9 protein-coding genes are annotated in these 14,788 nt (G+C 70.3%); 1 reads left to right on the top strand and 8 read right to left on the bottom strand.

Going from position 1 to position 14,788, the window contains the following annotated elements; translation table 11 throughout:
* Positions 1-2: 2 nt before the first annotated feature.
* The 3 genes from HZS55_RS11600 to HZS55_RS11590 form a co-directional block, all read right to left on the bottom strand.
* A complete protein-coding gene (locus HZS55_RS11600; RefSeq protein ID WP_179907826.1) occupies positions 3-2,024 on the bottom strand; it encodes a hypothetical protein in 2,022 nt (673 codons plus the stop codon).
* On the bottom strand, positions 2,021-2,953 hold the full coding sequence (locus HZS55_RS11595; protein ID WP_179907825.1) for a glycosyltransferase: 933 nt from the start codon (positions 2,951-2,953) through the stop codon (positions 2,021-2,023). Before HZS55_RS11595 ends, HZS55_RS11600 begins: the two co-directional genes overlap by 4 nt.
* Before the next feature lie 294 nt (positions 2,954-3,247).
* The gene (locus HZS55_RS11590) at positions 3,248-4,672 is read right to left on the bottom strand and encodes an oligosaccharide flippase family protein (protein WP_179907824.1); all 1,425 of its coding nucleotides are present in this window, start codon (positions 4,670-4,672) and stop codon (positions 3,248-3,250) included.
* A 323-nt stretch (positions 4,673-4,995) separates the two neighbouring features.
* Here HZS55_RS11590 and HZS55_RS11585 point away from each other — a divergent pair, with 323 nt between their 5' ends.
* Positions 4,996-6,312, top strand: coding sequence for a sulfatase family protein (locus tag HZS55_RS11585; protein ID WP_179907823.1), 1,317 nt, complete (start codon positions 4,996-4,998; stop codon positions 6,310-6,312).
* Positions 6,313-6,467: 155 nt separating this feature from the next.
* Here the strand turns inward: HZS55_RS11585 and HZS55_RS11580 are convergent, their stop codons facing one another.
* The 5 genes from HZS55_RS11580 to HZS55_RS11560 all read right to left on the bottom strand — a co-directional run bounded on the left by HZS55_RS11580 (position 6,468) and on the right by HZS55_RS11560 (position 14,741).
* Positions 6,468-7,883: a right-handed parallel beta-helix repeat-containing protein gene (locus HZS55_RS11580; protein ID WP_179907822.1), complete on the bottom strand. Its 1,416-nt coding sequence runs from the start codon at positions 7,881-7,883 to the stop codon at positions 6,468-6,470.
* Positions 7,884-8,164: 281 nt separating this feature from the next.
* On the bottom strand, positions 8,165-10,471 hold the full coding sequence (locus HZS55_RS22630) for a right-handed parallel beta-helix repeat-containing protein (RefSeq protein WP_246308245.1): 2,307 nt from the start codon (positions 10,469-10,471) through the stop codon (positions 8,165-8,167).
* 310 nt (positions 10,472-10,781) lie between these two features.
* Positions 10,782-12,293, bottom strand: coding sequence for a right-handed parallel beta-helix repeat-containing protein (locus HZS55_RS11570; RefSeq protein WP_179907821.1), 1,512 nt, complete (start codon positions 12,291-12,293; stop codon positions 10,782-10,784).
* Between the two features lie 107 nt (positions 12,294-12,400).
* Positions 12,401-13,480 (bottom strand): DUF354 domain-containing protein, encoded by a 1,080-nt coding sequence (locus HZS55_RS11565; RefSeq protein ID WP_179907820.1) that lies wholly within the window; start codon positions 13,478-13,480, stop codon positions 12,401-12,403.
* A 4-nt stretch (positions 13,481-13,484) separates the two neighbouring features.
* Complete coding sequence (locus tag HZS55_RS11560) at positions 13,485-14,741, bottom strand: nucleotide sugar dehydrogenase (protein WP_179907819.1); 1,257 nt, start codon at positions 14,739-14,741, stop codon at positions 13,485-13,487.
* Positions 14,742-14,788 lie beyond the last annotated feature (47 nt).

Genomic DNA, 14,788 nt, shown 5'->3' with positions numbered 1-14,788 from the left:
TGTCAGGCCCCCGGTCGGGTACACAGCTCCGCGTCCTGGTTCTCGTAGACCCGGTTGCTCCCGGCGGGGCAGATCTGGTCGTGGTCGACCTGACGGGTCACCACGGCGCCGCCGGCGGCGGTGAACATCGGTGCGCCCGTCGACTGGTAGTCGCGGTACACCACCCTGTCGTAGGGTGGGTCGGTCCCGTCGACGCGGGTGAGGTTGATCGTGTCGCTGAAGTGCGCGCCGCTGCTCTTGAACGCGGTCCGCCAGGGGTGGTCGGTGAAGACCGCGTCGACGCTGGCGGGCGTCGTCTCGCCGATGGTCCCCATGGCGGCGATCTCCGACTCGGAGTAGGCGTACTGGGACCACTGCTCGTCGAAGGTCGGGTCGTCGAGCGTCGCCTTCTCGCCGGCGACCATCGCGAACGGGAAGACCAGCAGGAGCACGACCAGGGCGGCGGCCGCCGCGCGGGCCGAGAACTGCGTCCCGAGGTAACGCAGGCCGGCGGCGCCGACGACGGCCATCAGCACGTAGGCGAACGCGAACCACCGGCCGGGGAGGAAGGTGCGGATCCCGAACAGCGGCAGGCCCAGCGAGAAAAAGAGCATCGCGCCGATGGCCACGACGAGCGTGTGCGAAGCCTGCGGCGAGCGGTGGCGTCGGACCAACACGAGCCCGCCCAGCACCGCCGCGAACAGCAACACGAGGAAGCCGACGGCGTCGACGTAGGTCGCCAGACGAGTCATCAGCGGCGAGGCCGTCGCGCTGCCGGCGGTCGCTGCCGTGGCGGCGGCGTCGCCGCCCCCGCTCCCGGCGAGGTTCAGGAACCCGGCGGAGGTCCGCAGCGTCAGCGCGAGCAGTCCGACCATCCGCGTGAGGAACGGTTCGCCGCCCCAGGGCGTGATCGCCCAGACCGCCCCCGTGAACAGGAGGTGGAAGGCGAACGCCCAGTGGAGGCCGACGACCCCCGGCGAGGTCCGCGAGGCGCCGTCGGTGATCGGGTCGCCCGACTCGGCGCCGAGGCTCACCGAGCCCGTGAGCCCGCCGGCGGGGGTCGCCCAGCCGACGTGGCCGACGACGATCTGGGCGACCACGGCCGACCCGACGAACACCAGCGAGACGAACGCCGACACCTGGTGGGTGAGCGTGACCGCGACGATCGACCCGGCCAGGAGCGCCCAGTCGGCTGCGCCGGTCTCGGCGTGGAGCAGGCGCGCGACCGCGAAGACGACGCCGAGGAAGAAGACGAGCCCGAGGCTCGTCGGGATGATGTGCATCCCCCAGCGGATCGCCTGGTCGGTCATCGCGAACGCGCCGGTCGCGAACAGCGCCCAGCGGGCGTCCACGAAGTAACGGGCGGTCCCGTAGACGAGCAACACCGAGAGGGCGACCGTGCTCCCGACGACGAGATACAGCGAGAGCCGCAGCGAGACGCCCAGCAGATCCGACCCGACGACCGTGATCAGGTGGTGGAACGGGGCGAAGAGGTACTTCGCACCGGCCAGCGGGCCGAGCGAGTCGGCGGCCTGGACGGCCGCGGCGTACTGGGTGACGTGTTCCCAGCTGTCGACGCCGACGAAGCCCGGCGTCGTGAACAGGCCGGTGAACCTGACGACGAACGCGTGGGCCAGCACCTGCGCGAGCACGAGTCGCCGGTCGAGCGCGTCGTCCGCCAGGAAGACGGTCTGCAGCAGGACGAACGCGCCGACGGCGCCGCTCGCGACCAGGATACCGAGCGTTCGCGTCCCGGCCAGCGCGGCCCAGGTCGCGATCCCGATCAGCGCGATCCCGGTCAGTTCGGCCGCCGCGACGCCGCTGGCGTCGAGCGTCGGCTGTCGCCGCTCGGCGGAGCCTTCCCGCCGCACCGAGAACAGATAGAGACCGCAGGCCGCGCCGATGACGACCGGCACCGTCCGGACGTACAGCGACGAGGTCAGCACGGCCAGCGGGAGCAGGCCCAACGCGAGGACGAGGCCGACGGCGGCGACCGCGACGTCGAAGCGGGTGTCCGGCAGCCAGGTCGTCGGATGTCGGTTCACGCGGCGCTCACCTCCCCGTCGAGGGCCCGCTCGTAGACGCCGAGCAGGCCCTCGCCCATGCGTTCGAGGCCGAACTCGCGGGCTCGCTGGCGACCGTTCGGCTCGGTCGTCGGCGCGAGCGCCGCGGCCAGCGCCTCGGCCAGCGCCGCGTCGGTGTCGGCGACGGCCGAGCAGTCGACGCCGTCGAGCAGGTCGGGCACGTCGCCGACCGGCGTCGCGACGACCGGCAGGTTACACGACAGGGCCTCCTTGACGGCGTTGGGCGACCCCTCGCGGTCGGAGGTCAACAGCATGGCGTCCGCCGCGTTCATGTACGTCGGCACCTCCTCGTGGGGGACGCCCGAGACCGCGTGGAGTTCGAGCGCCCCCTCGACCGCGTCCCGCGCTCGCTCGACGACCCGCTCGGCGCGGGGGTAGTTCTTCTCGGCTCGCCCGGTGTCGTACGGAAAGAGGACGTGCGTGGCGTCGCCGTCCCAGCCGACGGCGTCGAGGGCCGCCTCGTGGGGTTCGGGGGCGAACCGGTCGGTGTCGATCCCGTGGGGGACGACCGTCGAGTCGCGGTCTAACGCGGCCGCCATCTCCGCGGACATGACGACCACTTCGTCGGCGAAGCGGGCGCACTGCTCGCTGACGGTCCCGTAGCGGCCGAGCAGGTCCGACCCCCACAGCGAGAGGACGACCGGCCGCACCGGCTGGGCCAGCGCCGCCGGTGCGGTCAGGCCGTAGTTGGCGTGGACCAGGTCGATGTCCGAGCCGCGGGCGGCCCCGAGCACGCGGGCGTAGAAGCGAGCGTACTCCGCCAGCGACCGCTCGCGGGACCCGCCGGGGACCGGGACGACGGTACAGGTGACGCCGTTTCGCTCCAGTACCTCGACCTGCTGTTCGAAAAACGGTCTGCGCGACGTGACCAGCTGAAGCGTTCGGACCATCTATCGGACCACCGTCCGTCGCGACCCTCGCGACGCGGATGCCGATGCGGCCGGCGACCGGACGGCGTCGTCCCGGTCGGCCGGCTGGTTCGAACCCCTCGGCTGTACTGTGCTGTCGAGCCCGTTCACACCCCTATCGTTCTACGGTTCGTCCATTGTAATGATGAGACTACGCCCCCGATCGTCGGGACTAACACCGTACGCGTGCGCTCGCAGGCGTTCCCGACGGCGTCGAATAGAGCGTATAACGCCGACTTCACCGGCGACCTCGCGGAGCGACGGGCGACGACGCGGTCAGGACCACGAGCCGGTCACGTCTTCGATCGCGGTGCGCATCTCCAGGCGGATCCCCTCGTGGGCGAGCAACAGGAGCGCGTAGACGGCGACGCCCGCCGCGACGCCGAGGGCGACGCGCTGCCAGCCGGTCGGGAGATACGGTCGGAGCGCGTAGACGGACAGCCCCATGATCGCCGCCGCCGCGACACTCCAGGCGATCCGCCCCCACGGGACGACCACGTCGACGAAGCGGGTGACGTAGGTGACCGAGACGACCGCGGCGGTCGCCGCCGAGCACGTCGTCGCGACGGCCGCACCGAGGATGCCGAACTGGGGCACCAGCGCGAGGTTGAGGACGAGGTTCGTCACGATGGCCGCCATGCTCCCCCGGTAGCCCAGGCTGGGCTTGTCCATCGCGAACAGCGACGGGCCCAACACCAGCTGGACCGACCGCAGGATCTTCTCGGTCATGAAGACGATCAGGACCGGATAGGCGACGACGGTCTCGGCGCCGAACAGCGTTCCCAGCACCTCCCGGCCGAGGACGACCGCGCCGGCGAACGCCGGGATCGTCAGGTACAGCGGGATCTGCAGCCACTGCTCGAAGGCCGACTCGATCCGGTCGATGCGGTCCTCGGCGTGCCACTGGGAGATCTGCGGGAACAGGGACGTGCGGATCGCCTCGGTGAGCATCATCGCGACGCTGGCGACGCGCCAGGCGATCTCGTAGGCGCCGACGAGGTCGACCCCGACGAACAGCCGGAGGATCGCCACGTCCATCCACTGGTAGACGAACCCGCCGACGTTCCCGATGAACACGTACCGGCCGAAGTCGACGAGGCTCCGCGCCCGCGAGAGGCTCGGCAGCCCGACCGAGAGGTCCATCCGGACGAGCGCGCCCAGCGCCGTCGCGAACCGCCCGGCGATGTAGGCGACGATGAGCGCCTTCGCGCCCCACCCGTACTCGACCAGCGCGACGCCGACGGCCACCCACGTGAGCTTGCCGACGACCTTCAGCGCGGCGTTCTTGTCGACGCGCATCTGCCCGGCGAGCAGCCGCAGGGTCAGCCCGCGGCTCTGGGCCGCCACCAGTCCGAGGACCACCAGCGGCACGACGCCGGCCACGCCGACGTACGACTCGACGCGGGGCGTCAACAGCACGAGCGCGCCGATCCACGGCAGCATCAGCACGCCTTTCGTGAGGGCGCCGGTCGTGAGGATCTCGCCGGTCGCCCCCGTCGAGGAGAGCTGCTTCTCCGCGGCCTTGGAGATGCCCAGGTCGATCGGGATACCGAGCATCCCGACGACCGCCTGGAAGACGAAAAACGACCCCATGGGGCCGGTGCCGAGCGTCTGGGTGAACCAGGCGATCGCGGCGAACTCGACCAGCGCGAGGACGATACTGCCGGAGAACAGCTTCAGGATGGAGTCTCGCAGGTCCATGGGCTACGATCCGGCCGCCGCGCCGGGCCGTCGGCCCGTTCCGTACACTCGGTGGCCGTCCCTCGGCGCCGTCCGACGGGCGGGGGGTCCGCTCGACGCTCTCCGACCGAACTCGCGTGCGCGTCGACCGTCCTCACCGGACGGCCGACCGACGGGACCGAGCCGACGGGAGGGCGCCGGCCGACTCGCGCGGATGCAGGTCATTCGTCTCGCCCGTCCGCGAGCGCTCCCCCTTGTTAAACGGTCGTTACCCGCGAGTAAGCGCTCCGTATCGGGGCGTTACGGCCATCATAGCTAATGGCGAGAGCCCGGTCGGACCGCGTATGGATCGAGCGCGCCCCAACGTGCTGTTCGTCTGTGTCGACGCGCTGCGGAGTGACTTCGCGTTCGGGGACTACGGGGCGGACAAACCCCTCTTCGAGTTCCTCGAACGCGAGGGCACGGCCTTCGACACGATGGTCGCCGCGGCGTCGTCGACGACGCCCTGCGTCGCCAGCTACATGACCGGTACCTACCCGCCCGACCACGGCGTCCTCTCGCTGCGGGACTTCTCGCTCGCCGACGACGCGACGACGCTCGCCGAGGCGTTCGGCGCCGCCGGCTACGACACCTCGGCGTCGGTCACCGGGCCGATCACCGAGGACACCGACCTCGACGCCGGCTTCGACCGCTACGACTACCGCGAGCGCGACACCACCGTCTACACCGACTGGTTCGACGAATACCGGGCGGAACTCGACGAGGCCGAGGGGCCGTGGTTCAACTACCTCCACCTCTGGGAGGCCCACGTCCACAAGGACCTCCCGCCGGACGCCGACGACGAGGAGATCGACTACGACGCCGCCGTCCGCGGCGTCTTCGAGAAGCTCCAGCGCCTCCTGGAGGTCGTCGACCTCTCGGAGACGATCGTCGCGGTCACGGGCGACCACGGCGAGGCGTTCCGCGACGGCACCTGGCGCCACCGCGCGTCGATCATCGGGTTCAACCAGGTCCCCATCCCGTTCACCGACAAGCGCACGCGCAACGTCCGCAGCGACGTGTACGACCAGTACCTCCGGCCGCGGGGCATCGAGACCGAGGAGTGGTACAACTCCCTGCGGCGGGCCAGCGCCACCGAGTTCCCCAACGCCTTCCACCGCATCGGCCACGGCTACCACGTCTACGACTTCCTCACCAGAGTCCCGTTCGCCGTCGCCGGTCCGGGCGTCCCGAGCGGCGGCCGCGTGACCGACCAGGTCCGGTCGGTCGACGTCTTCCCGACGCTGCTCGACGCGGCCGGGGTCGACCGGCCCGACGAGGTGTCCGGTCAGGACGTCCTCTCGGGCGCGATCGACCACCGACCGGCCCACGTCCGCGCCGTGGGCGCCTCCGGCGAGCGCGAGCGGTGGCTCGACGGCGTCCGCTACGAGGGCTGGAAGTACGTCCAGGGCCGCGACCGGGAGCTGTGCCAGCTGTTCGACCTCGAATCTGACCCGAAGGAGCTGGAGAACGTCGCCGACGACAACCCGGCGGTGGTCGAACGGCTCCGCGGGATCGTCGACGAACACGTCGCCCGCGAGCGCCAGCTCGAGACGGCCTCGGTCTCCGAGGGCGCCGAACAGCGGATGACCAGCCGACTCGAAGACCTGGGATACCTGTAGCGGGCGGCGCCGCGGTCGTCCGGTCGGGTCGCGTCGAACCGGTGCGTCCCGGTGGCGGGGAGCAGGATCCTCGACGAAGGGGGATGGATCCGCGGAGGGCCGAGACGAGCCCAGCGGTGGCGTCTCCGACAGCGTGACCCGGGCGTTCCGGGCGGTTACCGCGGGCAGCCGATCGTCGGGTCGGACGGCTTCTTCGCGCCGTAGTGGTTGGCGTCGAAGTTCACGTTCCGGAACTGGTTCGAGTGGGGCTGGATGATCGACTCCGTGCCGCGGCCCGGCGCCGGCTGCTTCGGGTTGTGGAACCAGTTGTGGTGGATGTCCGCGACGTCGTCCGGGACGCCGCGGATGCTGACGTGCGACTCGGGGTCCTCCCCGGAGTTGATGTGTTTGGTCGGGACGAACGTGTTGTGGTGGATCTTCAGCGTGGTCGCGCCCGGCCGGTGGGTCCCGACCTGATAGGCGACGGCCTTGTCGCCGAAGTGGTTGTAGCGGACCTCGTAGCCGGCGGTGCCCTGGTTCGCGACGGAGTGGCGGTTGTAGTTGAAGCGGTTGTACTCGATCAGGGTGCTGCCGCCGCCGATGCAGACGATCCCGTAGCCGAGGCCGTCCATCGGGTTGGAGTGGATGTGCGAGTGGTGGATCCGCGCCGAGCGCAGCAGCTTCACGCCCGAGTAGGTGAACCCGGCGATCTCGACGTTGTCGATCTCACAGCCCCTGCCCCCGACGACCACGCCGCTGTGGACCGGGCGGGTGTACTCCATGTACTCGTCGTTCGGCGCGGTGATCCGCACGCCCGTGATCCGGACCTGGTTCTCGGTGTGGATGGGGCCCTCGCCGTGGACCTCGCCGGCGTGGATCTCCCCGCCCTTCGCGCCGTCGATGCCGCGGTTCGAGGCGAGCGTCACGCCCGAGGGGACGGTCAGCTCGCGCTTACCGGCCTGGATCGTCGCCGAGCCGTCGACGTAGACCACGTCGCCGCTGGAGGCCCCGTTCAGCGCCTGCTCGAGCCCGTCGATCGTCGAGACGACCGTGGTGGCCGCCGACTTCGGGACCGCGTCCGGGTAGCCCTTCCCGCCGCCGAGCACGCCGCTGGCCGCCGGCAGCGAGTTCAGCGTCTTCTCGTTCGCGACCGCCGAGGGGTCGACGCGCGTCCCGTCGACGCGGAGCTCGAAGTCGCCCTTCGTCGGCGAGAAGGCGGTGATGCGTCCCTCGAACGTGTAGGTATCGCGGCCCCACGAGCCGACCGACCCGGTCGCGGTCCGGGTGCCGTCGCCGTTCTCCGTGACGGAGTCGTTGCCCTCGGCGTCGCCGCGGACGGGTTCGACCGCGCCCGTCGCCGTGAACTCGTAGTTCACCGCCTTCGAACCGGTGCTGTCGATCTCGATCCGTCGCCGACCGCCCGACCCCTGCGCGGCCCGTCCGCCCCCCGTGACCAGCGGAGCGGCCGCCGCCGCGGCCGCCGCCGTCAGAAACGACCGTCGCCCGAACCCGCCCGAACCGCCCGGTAAGCCCGCGTTACGATCGTCTCGTGTTTCGTCGCCCATCGTTTCGCTCTGGTTTCCGAACACCATATCGCGGTAAGTCACCGCTTCTGGGATAAGGCTACCTGCAGTAGCGGTGCGAGGCACCCGCGCTTGCGCGCCGCTTCCGTACCGGATCCGTGTGGTTGGTTGCGGCTTCCCGAGTCTTTGCGTAGGAGCGGCTTACCCGAGACGGCCGGCGAGCGGGGAGCGCGCACCTCCGGCCGGCTCGCTCGGGCTCGCGATGCGTCGGGAGAAACGTGCGATTACCCCCGCGAGACGGGCCGCTCTCGCGTGCGCGCGAGACGAAAAAGCCGAGAAGAGTCCGGCGGTCAGGGACAGCCGATGTCGTCGTCGGTCGGCTCGTCGGCCCCGTAGTGGTTGTTCCGGTAGTCGAGGTTCGTGAACTCCTCGACGTGGGGCTGGATGATCGATTCCCTTCCCCGCCCGGGGGCGGGCTGTCTCGGGTTGTGGAACCAGTTGTGGTGGATGTCCGCGACGTCGTCCGGGACGCCGCGGATGCTGACGTGCGACTCGGGGTCCTCCCCGGAGTTGAGGTGCAGGGTGGGGACGAACGTGTTGTGGTGGACCTCGAGCGTCGTACCGCCCGGCCGGTGGGTCCCGACCTGGTAGGCGATCGCGTCCTCGCCGAAGTGGTTGTAGCGGACCTCGTAGCCCGCGTAGCCGCGGCTGGCGACGGAGTGGCGGTTGAGGTTGAACTCGTTGTACTCGATCAGGGTGTCACCGCCCTCCTGGTTGCAGACGATCCCGTAGCCCAGACCGTCCATCGCGTTGGTGTGGATGTACGAGTGGTGGACGTAGGCGGGCTCCTGGAGCTTGACGCCGCCGTAGCTGAACCCGGAGATCTCGACGTTGTCGATCTCGCAGCCGGTTCCCTTGACGGCCACACCGCTGTGGACCGGACGGTTGAAGTCGACGTACTCGTCGATCGAGCCGGTGATACGCAGGCCCGTGACGCGCACGTCGTCGCCGGTCTGGAGCGGCCCCTCGCCGTAGACCTCGTCGGCGCGGATCTCCCCGCCGTCGGAGCCGTCGATGCCGCGGTTCGAGGCGAGCGTCACGCCCGAGGGGATCGTCAGCTCGCGGTCCGGGACGTTGATGCTCGCGTCGGGGTCGACGTACACCACGTCGCCGCTCGACGCGCCGTTCAGCGCCTGCTCGAGCTCGCCGCGGGTGGAGACGACCACGTCGGCCTCGGATTCGGGCACGGTACCCGAGTAGCCGTCGCCGCCGCCCACGACCACGGCCGGGTCCGGGGGGGCCTCGTACCCGCTCAGGTCGACGGCGGTCCCGTCGATCCGCACCTCGGCGTGGTCGACGTCCGGTCCGAACGTCAGCAGCTCGCCGCGGAACGTGTAGGTGTCGCCGTAGCCGTTGCCGGTGTAGCCGTCGGCGCGCCAGATGCCGTCGTCGGTCTCCGTCACGGAGTCGTTGCCGCTGGCGGCGTTCTCCGCGACGTCGGTGACCTTCTGGATTTCGCCGGTGGTCGTGAAGGCGTAGTCCAGCTCCGAGGGGTCCTCGGTCGTCAGTACCTCGATCGTGTGTTCTTTCGGGCGGAACCGGGCCAGATCGACGGCGGTGCCGTCGACCCGGACCTCGACGAACTCCTCGACGGGGCCGAAGTCCGTCAGCTCCCCTTCGAAGGTGTAGGTGTCGCCGTAGCCGTTGCCGGTGTAGCCGTCGGCGGTCCACGTGCCGTCGTCGTTCTCCGTCACGGAGTCGTTGCCGCTGGCGGCGTTCTCCGCGACGTCGGTGACCTTCTGGATCTCGCCGGTGGTCGTGAAGGCGTAGTCCAGCTCCGAGGGGTCCTCGGTCGTCAGCACCTCGATCGTGTGTCGCTCGGACTCGGCCTCGGATTCGGACTCGAACCGGCTCAGGTCGACGGCGCTGCCGTCGACCCGGACCTCGACGAACTCCTCGACGGGGCCGAAACCGGTGAGGTCGCCGTCGAAGTAGTAGGCGTCGCCGTAGCCGTTGCCGGTGTAGCCGTCGGCGGTCCACGTGCCGTCGTCGTTCTCCGTCACGGAGTCGTTGCCGCTGGCGGAGTTGTCGCCGTTGTCGTAGTTCGGTTCGATCTCGCCGGTGGTCGTGAAGGTGTAGTCCAGTTCCGAGGGGTCCTCGGTCGTCAACACCTCGATCGTGTGCTCGTACTCGGCGACGAGGTCGTCGACGGTGACGGCCTCGCCGTCGAGGTAGAGGTCGTACGCGCCCGTCGCGGAGAACGCGACGACGCGGCCCGTGACGGCGTAGGCGTCGCCGAAGCCGTTGCCGGTCGTGCCCGTAGCGGTCCAGGTGCCGTCGTCGTTCTGGACGATCGAGTCGTTGCCCTCCGCGGAGTTGCGGCCGTTGTCGGTGTCGGGAGCGATCTCGCCGGTGGCCGTGAACTCGTAGTCGACCGCGAGGTCGCCCGTCTCGGTCGTCTCGCCCGTCGAGACGATCTCGAGGTGGCGCGTCGTCGGCGCGGCGGCGGCCTCGCCGGCGAACAGCGCGCCGGCGGCCGCGGCCCCGGCGCCGAGCTTCAGGAAGGAGCGCCGTCCGAACTCGTCGCCCGGTGGTAGCCGATTGCGACGAGTTTGCTCACTCGTACTATCCGGTTCGTTCTGGTTACCGTTCACCATATCGCGGTTAAGCCCTATCTACCGAGAAAAGGGTACCTGCGGGTAAACTACCCGATACGGCCGGATCTTCGACCGTTGCGTTCGGTTCCGTACCGATCGATTGCGAGGTACGTACCGGATCGCGAGGCATACGTACCTCCGAACGCGGCTCAGGAACGAACCGCGACGCGCTCGTGCCCCCCGACTCGACGGGGCGGTGATGAGCGGTAAGGTGCTGTTTCGAGGCGTCGCCGACGGAGTAAGCGGTCGTTACCGACCGGCTACCGACGATCCGGCGGCCACCGGCGCGGCGTCGGTCGTCGGCGTGCCGTCACCCGTCGTCGGCGACGGGTGTCACGGTGGCCTGTCCGGGTCGCAGGTTCTCGATGGAGAGGTTCCGACGGTCGACCGAGGCGTTCTCGGTCTCGATCGGGAGGCCGGTCACCCGGATCGTCGAGTCGATGACGGCGCAGTTCTCGGAGTCGGTGAACACGATCCCCCGTCGGTCGGCGCCGGACTGTTCGATCCGGCAGTTCCGTAGCGTCGTCTCGGGGCGGTCGGCGATGTCGACGGCCGCCCCGCCGCCGGCGTTCCCGGTGACGGTCACGTTCTCGAAGGTCAGCGGCGCCTCGGACCCCCCGTTGCTGGAGTCGGTCGCGTCGATCGCGCTGAAGTCGTCGCGGTCGACCTTGACCGTCGTGTTCCGGACCGTCGAACTCTCGTGTTCGGGGTGGTAGGAGATGGCGCCGAACCCGCGGCCCGCGTCCGCGCCGATCCGGACCTCGCAGTTCTCGACCAGCTGGTCGCTGCGGGCCCGGAGTCTGATCCCGCGGACGTTCAGGTGGCTCCGCGAGGGGCTCGGCGGGACCTTGTCCACGACGACCGTCACGTCCTTGACGGTCGAGCCGGTCGAGCCGATCCGGACGTTGGCGATGTTGTTGTTCTCGTAGCGGCCGCCCCGGACGTGGATGTCGCCGTTGTTCCCGGTGTAGCCGTCGAGGGTCTGGCCCGGCGCCGAGGCGTACAGGCCGTTGTTCGGGAAGTTCGCAATCTCGCAGTCGCGGAACGTCAGCGAACCCGCGTGGTCCTTGCCGACGTAGATGCCGACGCCGTTGCCGCCCTCGTGGCCGCCGCCGCGGGCGACGACCCGCTCGACGAGCCCTTTGCCCTCGGGGTCTTGCACCTCGAACCGGTAGGCGACGTGTTTGCGCTCCTTGTTCCGGTCGGGTAGCTTCCCGTGGGTCCGGAGGTTCCGGGCGACGACGTTCCCCTCGGAGATTGTCCTGACGGCGCCGCCGACGCCGGACTCGGTGAAGTCGAACTCCAGGCCGTCGAGGAGGATGTCCCCCACGCGCCTGAAGTCGATGAAGTGGTTGCCGACCTCCTCGACCGTCCCGTTCGGGACGAGGAGCGTCCGCTCGTGGGGGATCGAGACGAGCCCGAAGCCGGAGACGTCCTCGATCTCCATGTAGTCGAGCGCGTAGCGGCCGGCGGGGAAGTACACGAGCGTGTCCTCGGCGATCGCGTCGGTGAGCACGTCGTTGATCGGCTCGGACCCCTCGGGGTCGGCGCCGGCGTCGACCACGTTGACGATCGAGTCGAACTGGTCGCCGTACTCGGCGACGACCTCCGGGATCGGCGTGCCGGTGGGCGTGCCGGTCGGCGTCGGCTCGGCCGTCGCGGTCGGCGTGCCGGTGGGCGTGGTCGGGTCGACCAGCGTCCCCGCGTCCTCCCGGTCGGTCGGGTCGCTCTCGTTCGACCCGCACCCCGCCGCGCCGACCCCCAGCGCGGCCGCTACTGTCCCTTTGAGGAATCTCCGTCGTGACAACCGATCGGGCGCCATTTGCTTGTTGGTTGCACTTCGACGCATTTGTTATGTCGGCTATAATTTCCGTAGGAGCCCTTTACTCGCCGACATCGGCGCCGACCGTCGGAAGCGGTACCTCGCCGTCATCGCCGCTCGGCGACCGGCCGGGGGGCGTCGATCTCGGCGGTCGGCCGTCGAGCGAGGCCGTCGGCCACCTGCGACAGGATCACGTCGGTCGTGTCGACGCAGTCGGCGAGCAACCGCTCGCGCCGACCCGCCCAGTCGGTCTCCTCGTGGCTCGCGAGGATCGAGCTGGCGCGGTGGAGCGCCTCGGCCTGGCGGTCCTCGCCGGTCGTGTTGACCACGAGGCCGTACTCCGACTCCAGCGCCTCCAGATACCCGAGTTCGAGCGTCGAGGCGTACACTGCGGGCGTGCCCAACACCGCCGACTCGGCGGCCATCGTCGCGCTCTCGCCGACGAAGAGATCCGCGTGGGCCAGCAGGTGGTGCATGTCCTCCGGCGCGACGGTCGCCCGCCGGTCGGCGAGATCCGGCGGGAGGTCGGCCTCGGCGGTGATCACCACTCGCGCGCCGTGGCGCTCGAGTTCGTCGACGACCTCGCGCGCGTCGGCGAAGCCGCCGCCGCCCACGTCGTGCAGCGCCTCCCAGGCGATCAGCCGCAGGACGACGAGCCGCTCGTCGGGGTCGACACCGGCCTCGGCGACGACCGAGGGGTCCGGTTCGAACCGGTCGGGGTGGAGGTAGGCGAGCTCGTGGAACCCGGGGTAGGTGACCTGCTTGTCGCCCAGGTCGTCCATGTACGCCTCGGGGGTACAGACCCGGTCGGCGAACGGGAAGGTGAGGGCGTTCCCCAGGGTCGCGTGCTCGGTGTCGGTGAACACGACCGACCGGCAGGAAAGCAGCGTCGAGAGGTGCGCGACCGCCGGCTCGGCGATCGCGGTGAGCACGTCCGGCTCCTCCCGGCGGGCCCGCCGGAGCAGGGCGAGCTCGTAGCGCGCCTGCGAGCGCGCCAGCGAGGGCAGCGAGTCGCTGGTCGGCGCGAGCACCTCGTAGTCGATGCCGTAGCTCTCCAGCAGGTCGGCGGCGATCTCCACGTCGCGCATGAACACGGAGACCTCGTGGCCCGCGGCCTCCAGCTCCGCGATGGCCTCGCGGAAGAAGTGGACGTGGGCCGGGTGCTGGATGGTCACGAAGACCCGCATCGGCTCAGACCTCCCCGACTGCGTCGTAGCGGAGTCCAGCGGCCTCGACGGCCTCGGCGTCGAAGACGTCGCGGCCGTCGACGACCGTCGAGACGCCCAGGTCGGCGAACCGTTCGGGGTCCAGGTCCGCGAACGCCTCGTGGTCGGTGACGACGACGACCGCGTCGACCGGCTGGTACGGCGAGTCGACCGACGACTCCGCGGCGAGGACGGGGTCGTAGGTCTCGACGGTCACGTCGTACTCGGTCAGCCCCTCCCGAACTTCGAAGTACGGGCTGTTGCGGTCGTCCGCGAGGTCGGGTTTGAACGCGCGGCCGAGCAACAGCGCCGTGGCGTCCTGCGGGAGGACCCGCTCGCGCGTGAGCGCGTCGACGGTCATGTCGGCCACGTACTCGGGCATCTGATTGTTGATCGTGCGGGCGACGCTCAGCAGCTCGTGGGTGAACCCGGCGTCCTCGGCCTCGCCGATGAGCAGGTGCGGGTCGACCGGGATGCAGTGGCCGCCAACGCCGGCGCCCGGCTCGAACCCCATGAATCCGAACGGTTTGGTCCCCGCGGCCTCGATGGCCGAGCGGGCGTCCACGTCCAGCGAGTCCAGCGAGACGGCGATCTCGTTGGCGAAGGCGATGTTGATGTCGCGGAAGGCGTTCTCGACGATCTTCGAGACCTCGGCGATCTCGACGCTGTCGACCGGGTGGGCCTCGGCGTCAAGCAGGCGGTCGTAGAAGGCGGTCGCCCGCTCCAGCCCGTCGTCCGAGAGGGCGCCGACGACCCGGGGGATGGCTTCGAGCGGCCACGCCTCGTTGCCGGGGTCGACCCGCTCGGGCACGGCCGCGAGGTAGTAGTCGGTGCCCAGCTCCAGGCCGTAGGTGTCGAAGACCTCGGCGATCTCCCGGCGGGCGGTCCCCGGCGGGATGGTCGACTCGACGACGACGAGACAGGGCTCGGCGGCGTCGCGGCTCCGCAGGCCCTCGCCGATGGTCTCGCTGGCCGCCCGGAGCGGCCCGAGGTCGACCCGTTCGGCCCCGTCGACCGGTGTCGGGACCGTGACCAGACAGGTGTCGGCCGCGGCCGCGACCGCCGCGCCGTCCGTGGTCGCCGAGACGCGGTCGTGGTCGTCGACCGCCAGGTACTCCTCGGCCTCGATCCGCTCGACGACCTCGGGGTCCACGTCGACGCAGGCGACCGAGCGCCCGCGTTCGACGGCCAGTTCCGCGACCTCCTTGCCGACGAATCCGACGCCGTAGATGCCGATGCTCATACGCCACCCCACCGGACCGGTCGGGAATGTTATTATCAGCTTACGGA

Origin of the sequence: Halosimplex rubrum (assembly GCF_013415885.1) — an archaeon.
GTDB classification, from domain to species: domain Archaea; phylum Halobacteriota; class Halobacteria; order Halobacteriales; family Haloarculaceae; genus Halosimplex; species Halosimplex rubrum.
This window is presented reverse-complemented; position numbering and strand designations above follow the sequence as displayed.